The sequence below is a fragment of the Methanohalobium sp. genome, assembly GCF_046546175.1.
Lineage (GTDB): Archaea > Halobacteriota > Methanosarcinia > Methanosarcinales > Methanosarcinaceae > Methanohalobium.
On the sequence record NZ_JBKGYF010000101.1, the window covers coordinates 1 to 5,710 of the forward strand.

Sequence of the window (5,710 nt, forward strand, 5' to 3'; positions counted from 1 at the left end):
ATCGCATGTGCAGTCATCCATGAACCAGACATTCTCATATTGGACGAACCTACTGAAGGGCTGGATGTTCAAAGTCGGAGGCTTTTGATTAATAAGATGAAACAAATGAACGAAAATGGAACCACTGTTATCTTAACAACTCACAATATTGAAGAAGCAAACCAGCTGTGTGAAAGGGTCTGTATAATTAACAAAGGCGAAATAGCAGCTATCGACAGGCCTGAAACATTAACAACTACTTTCGATAAAACTCAATCAATCGAAATATCTTTCAATCTCTCAGTGGACAGGGGGTTTTTCGAACCCCTTTCTGTATACAGAATAGATAATTATGGGGATAAATGGAGGTTGTATACTTCCAGTCCGGACAGAACCATCAAACATCTATCAAAAATAGCTGAAAACCAAGGTTTAGAAATCGTATCACTGAGAACACTTGGTCCCAGCCTGGAAGAAGCTTTTGTCAGTCTTACGGAGGTGGAAAAATGAGACCACATCTTGACACAATGATTAGAGGTGTCATGACAGTTGCCGAAAAAGACATCAGGATATATTATAAGAAACCACCTGTAATCATATTTGGACTTATCTTCCCGTTATTTATGTTCCTTGCTTTCTACATCGGTCGGGATATGGATTTGTCTACTTTATTCCCGGGTTTCATCTCCATGGCATTGTTCTTTACTGCATCATCGGTAGGTCCACTGATTACACCATGGGAAAAACAACAAGGTACCTACGAACGGCTGTTATCGTACCCTGTAAACATTAATACTATATTAATAGGAGATATCCTGGCAGGTGCAGCTTTCGGGTTCATGATAAGTACCGCCGCTATAGTTGCAAGCGTTGTTCTTCTAGGTGTTGTTATAGAACAAATCATGGTTTTGATACTGTCCCTCGTACTGGGTAGCCTGTGTTTTGCATCACTTGGTGTTCTGTTAGCATCACCCAGCAGCCAGTCACCTTCCAATATAATGATGCTTTCATCACTGGTACGTTTTCCACTGATTTTTATCAGCGGGATCTTCATACCCATACAAGAACTCGAAAGTGCAGGAAGAATATTATCTCAGGTATCTCCTCTCACATATCTGGTAGATATCTTCAATGCTGGATTTTACGGAACTTCGGTATTTGCAACCAGTATTAACGTCCTGATTTTATCTGCATTTACGTTATTATTTGTTTATGTTGCCAGTTTGTTCCACAAAAGGAATATGTTAAAGGGGTTGTGATTTGTTCCAAAACACCCTTTTAACAAAAATTGTTGGAATCACTTAAAAAATGTTAAATAATTTCTGAGATAATAAAAAATAATTACTTATACGCCCTCTTTTCTTGAATTGTTTTTTCTAATCAAAAAAGGGATTGGACAAAACCCTGAACAATCGACTTTGGACCAGAACCGAATTTGAAGGTTTTTGTACTCAAGCATGTACTATTCATGAGAAAGGGGTGTAGGGGGTCAAAGGAAACCAACGGTTTCACAGCCTGTCCGACAATTCTGGACTACTGCAAATTTATATTTATTTGTCTAATAGATAAAAATAAATTGATGGTATAGAATTGTCCGGTGGAGGCTGTGGTCTCAAGAAGACAGCCAGTTTAGTCTTTGGTAGCTGACTTAAAGCTATCTACACTTAATTTATAACTTCAAATCATTGCGCTTAGAAATATCAAACAATCGAAAACAGATTAATATATCTCATTAAATGAACAGTGCTCTCAAGCACAATTTTTAAAAATGTTGGGTTCCATAAATATAACCTAAATTTGTTAGGGTACTCTATTAATATTCCTAATGGCTAATATCAGTAACCAATCCAAAAGATGATAAAATTTGAAGGTGAAACCGTGCAGGACAACATGAACCTATCACAGGTAAGACCAGGTGAAACTGTCAGAATTGTAGACATCGGTGGAGGCTGTGGTCTCAAGAATAAGCTGAGACTGAGAGGTATCGATGAAGGCAGGACGGTACGTGTGCTTTCAACAAGAAGCCCCATGACCATCGAAGTAGGTCGAAATACCATTTCCATCGGCTGCGGAATGGCTCAAAAAGTCAAAGTTTCAAGGGTGTGATGCTGTGAAAAATAAAACGTCTGGAACAGAGTTTGAAAATAACGGAAAGAATGTGGATATAAAATACCGATCAACAATAAGTAAGAAAGTATCTGAGATGGATTTTGGAGAGAACGGAGAAATAGTGGATATAGATGACTCCCTGAAAAAAAAGATAGCTGGGATGGGCATCAGGACACGAAAGACACTCAAAATGATTACCAAACAGCCTGTAAAAGGCCCGGTGGTCGTAGTCGTTGATGAATCGAAAATATCACTTGGATTAGACATGGCTGAGAAAATCATGGTAGAGGTGGAATATTGAAAGTGCTGCTGATGGGACACCCAAATGTAGGTAAAAGTGTGGTTTTTAACCGTCTGACCGGAGCAAATGTTACAGTATCGAATTACCCGGGAACCACTGTGAACTATACAAAAGGGTACATGAAAATTAATAAGGAAGATGTTGAATTAATCGATGTCCCAGGGACGTTTTCTCTTGAACCAAAGGACATGGCGGAAGAAGTTGCTACAAAAATGCTGCATGAAAATAATGATGCTGTGGTGATTTGCGTCATCGACGCATCTAAAGTGGAACGAGGGCTTTATCTTGCACTGCAGATAATCGAGGAGAAGTTTCCGGTAGTGATAGCACTCAATATGTGGGATTTTGCAAAGGACAAGAACATACAAACCGATGTAGACAAACTGCAGCAGATATTGGGGGTTCCCGTAGTCCCAACAATAGCAATCAGTGGTGAAGGTATCAAGGAATTAGTGTCAAAGCTTGAAGATGCAAGAACAGTCGATGTAGAGAGAATTATCAATAACGTCGGAGGTTTGACATGAAATTAAGTGCAGACCAGCGGTGGGATCTGATAGATGAGATAGCAAAAGAAACTGTGACTTTTGGAAAATACACTCACACATTAAAAGATGCGATTGGAGAACTTACCGTCAAACCTTTAACAGGTATACCAGTCACTATAGCTGTGCTGTATGCTTTCTGGAGTATATTTGGATCATTTGCAGGTACCCTTGTGACTGATGGTTTCATGGTCAAACTGTTCGATGGACATTTCCTACCGTGGATGCAGTCTGTTTTCCCGGGAGAAGGGAGCTGGCTCTATTACATCCTCGTAGGCGACCCGGGGGCAGGTAATTCATTTGAAGCGTTCGGAATGCTGACGTCAGGTCTTTTCGTGGCGATTGGTGTCGTATTACCAGCAGTGTTCATATTTTATCTCATGCTGTCACTGCTGGAAGATGTGGGATATTTGCCGAGACTTGCTGTAATGGTGGATACAGTATTACATAAAATCGGTTTGCACGGGTTTGCCATTGTGCCGATGATACTTTCACTGGGATGCAATGTACCGGGTGTAGAATCGACAAGGATACTCGAAACAAGGAAAGAACGTTTCATGATGATGACATTACTTGCGATATTTATTCCATGCGGCGCTCAACTGGGTATAATGATGGAAGTAATACCAGATACCATGGGTTGGGTGCTGCTATATCTGTTTGCAGGATACTTCTTGTTTGGATATATCCTGAACAAAGTGATACCCGGCAAGTCACCAGAATTCTTGATAGACGTCCCTCCTTACAGAAAACCAGTGGTAACCAATATCGGTAAAAAGTTATGGGGGCAAATGAAAGGGTTCTTCAAATCAGCGATCCCATTCGTACTACTTGGAGCTGGACTTGTAAATGTACTCTACCTTACAGGTACCATCGGTTGGCTTGGTAATACACTTTCACCACTTTTTATAAACTGGTTCGGTGTACCTGAAGAAACAGTAGGTCCATTGATTGCCGCATTCCTCAGGAAAGATCTTGCTGTAGCACAACTGTCTGTCATAGAAATGACTTCATACCAGATGATTACAGCAGTAGTCCTTGTTTCGATGTATTTCCCGTGCTTGGCTACATTTATGATGATGTTAAAAGAAGGTTCAAAAGAGATGTTAGGAGCTCTGGCTACACTGATAACAGTGGTCCTCACATATGGCGGTTTGATACACTTGATAGGCATACTATTGGGGGTGACATGAATGGCTGATAAACAAATAGCTAAGATATATTTTGCAGTACTTGGTATCGTAACTTCTGCGTTCGGACTCGCTGATTTACTGGTAACTGCGGGAGCTGGCAGCTTATCACACAGTCTCCTTGAGATACCAGGTGATATGTTCAGAGGTGGATGGGGCGGATTCGTTGTGCTTACCGCTGGACTGTTATATCTATCCGGTATCAGAAACTTTGAAGAAATTCATCAGTTTTCAAAAATTGTGATGGGTAGTGTGCTGGTCTGGGTCATGGCAGGATGTGATATATTCGCAATGTTTGCAGAATCTATACCTGGTGGAGATGCAGGCTGGTTCAATACCTTCAGCGGGTTCATAGAGACATATGCACCACCCTATACTCCCGCAGTGTTGCTGCTGCCTTTCTCGCTGGTAGTGATCTACTACATTAAACAGAAAACGTATAACCCAGAGGAGATGTGAAATAATGAGTAAAATGAAACAGGTACTATCAGAATTCGTGAACAGGAATACAAGCAGTATGGATATGGATACAATTGCTAGAGAGCTGGATTTAAATAAATCCACTCTTATGGCTATTACTGAATTCCTGGAACGTGAAGGTTATATTGAGACTACAGAAACTCAGTTTTCTTGTTCGAATTGTTCGTCATGTTCTAGTTGCAATTCCGATACAAAGATGTACAGGCTGACACTTAAAGGCAAAAATTTGGCTAATGACAATCCATGATTTTTTATAATTAGGCACGGTATTAGATATGTTGTCCAGTAAAGCTGAAGACTATCTTGAAGCGATTCTCAAGCTTACAGAAGATAAAGGATACGCCAGGATAAAGGATATAGCAGAGGCTTTAAACCGCAGACCACCAAGTGTTAATGAAATGGTAAAACGACTTGATGAGATGGGTTATGTAGTATACAGGAAATATGAAGGAATCACTCTTACCGATAAAGGCAGGAAGAGAGCACATATAATAAAAGACCGTCATGATACCCTGAAAAAATTTTTGATGATGATAAATGTACCCGAAAATATTGCAGATAAAGATGCATGTACAATGGAACATGAATTAGACGAAACCACAATAAAAAACGTCAGGAACTTTGTTGATTTTGTCAATACTGCTCCTGAATTTCCTCGTTGGCTCGAACATTTTGAACAATTTTGTATAAATGGTAAGCATCCTTGTAAACATTTACGAAAAAGGGAATAAAACGACAACGGTTTTAATAGTTATATCCTTTTTCAAAATCACTGTTTTTTCTTATAATGCAGTATAATATTTTTTTAATACGGTGGGTTACTGTCGTCCTTATTTTACAGATATGAAGATAATCATCTTAAATTTAACAAGGACAGGTTACTATGCTCACAAAAAAAATTAGTGTAAGTGTCATATTTATACAAAATAAAAATATGGATTGTTTTATTATCCGGTACAGTTTGCCGGTTTTTTCTTATAATGGTTAACCTACACCAGTTAGTCAGGTCAACCATTGTTTTTTGGGATGGTGAAATAGACAGCAGTCCCTTTATTTACTTCACTTTCAATCCATATCTTGCCATTATGCATATCAACAAATTTTTTCAC

Annotated in this window: 9 protein-coding genes; all 9 read left to right on the forward strand. The window is 39.4% G+C overall.

Going from position 1 to position 5,710, the window contains the following annotated elements:
* Window positions 1-489, forward strand: a 489-nt coding sequence (locus ACLFMM_RS08960) for an AAA family ATPase (RefSeq protein WP_410808394.1), incomplete at its 5' end; no start/stop codon positions are given.
* Window positions 486-1,238, forward strand: coding sequence for an ABC transporter permease (locus tag ACLFMM_RS08965; protein WP_410808395.1), 753 nt, complete (start codon window positions 486-488; stop codon window positions 1,236-1,238). The genes ACLFMM_RS08960 and ACLFMM_RS08965, both read left to right, overlap by 4 nt.
* 595 nt (window positions 1,239-1,833) lie before the next feature.
* Window positions 1,834-2,085, forward strand: coding sequence for a ferrous iron transport protein A (locus ACLFMM_RS08970; RefSeq protein WP_410808396.1), 252 nt, complete (start codon window positions 1,834-1,836; stop codon window positions 2,083-2,085).
* Window positions 2,086-2,089: 4 nt separating this feature from the next.
* Entirely contained in the window at window positions 2,090-2,389 is a 300-nt protein-coding gene (locus ACLFMM_RS08975; protein ID WP_410808397.1) for a ferrous iron transport protein A, read from the forward strand.
* A gap of 2 nt (window positions 2,390-2,391) precedes the next feature.
* Window positions 2,392-2,913, forward strand: a complete 522-nt coding sequence (locus ACLFMM_RS08980; RefSeq protein ID WP_410808402.1) for a FeoB small GTPase domain-containing protein — start codon at window positions 2,392-2,394, stop codon at window positions 2,911-2,913.
* On the forward strand, window positions 2,910-4,124 hold the full coding sequence (locus ACLFMM_RS08985; RefSeq protein ID WP_410808398.1) for a nucleoside recognition domain-containing protein: 1,215 nt from the start codon (window positions 2,910-2,912) through the stop codon (window positions 4,122-4,124). The genes ACLFMM_RS08980 and ACLFMM_RS08985 overlap by 4 nt, the downstream gene beginning before the upstream one ends.
* On the forward strand, window positions 4,125-4,580 hold the full coding sequence (locus ACLFMM_RS08990) for a hypothetical protein (protein WP_410808399.1): 456 nt from the start codon (window positions 4,125-4,127) through the stop codon (window positions 4,578-4,580).
* A 4-nt stretch (window positions 4,581-4,584) separates the two neighbouring features.
* Entirely contained in the window at window positions 4,585-4,848 is a 264-nt protein-coding gene (locus ACLFMM_RS08995) for a FeoC-like transcriptional regulator (protein WP_410808400.1), read from the forward strand.
* A 28-nt stretch (window positions 4,849-4,876) separates the two neighbouring features.
* Complete coding sequence (locus ACLFMM_RS09000; protein WP_410808401.1) at window positions 4,877-5,332, forward strand: metal-dependent transcriptional regulator; 456 nt, start codon at window positions 4,877-4,879, stop codon at window positions 5,330-5,332.
* Window positions 5,333-5,710: the final 378 nt, after the last annotated feature.

Bases quoted from the DNA above. Each gene is read 5' to 3' on its own strand.
- ACLFMM_RS08990 (WP_410808399.1), top strand. From the start codon at position 4,125: ATGGCTGATAAACAAATAGCTAAGATATATTTTGCAGTACTTGGTATC.
- ACLFMM_RS08970 (WP_410808396.1), top strand. From the start codon at position 1,834: ATGATAAAATTTGAAGGTGAAACCGTGCAGGACAACATGAACCTATCA.
- ACLFMM_RS08965 (WP_410808395.1), top strand. From the start codon at position 486: ATGAGACCACATCTTGACACAATGATTAGAGGTGTCATGACAGTTGCC.
- ACLFMM_RS08985 (WP_410808398.1), top strand. From the start codon at position 2,910: ATGAAATTAAGTGCAGACCAGCGGTGGGATCTGATAGATGAGATAGCA.
- ACLFMM_RS08995 (WP_410808400.1), top strand. From the start codon at position 4,585: ATGAGTAAAATGAAACAGGTACTATCAGAATTCGTGAACAGGAATACA.
- ACLFMM_RS09000 (WP_410808401.1), top strand. From the start codon at position 4,877: ATGTTGTCCAGTAAAGCTGAAGACTATCTTGAAGCGATTCTCAAGCTT.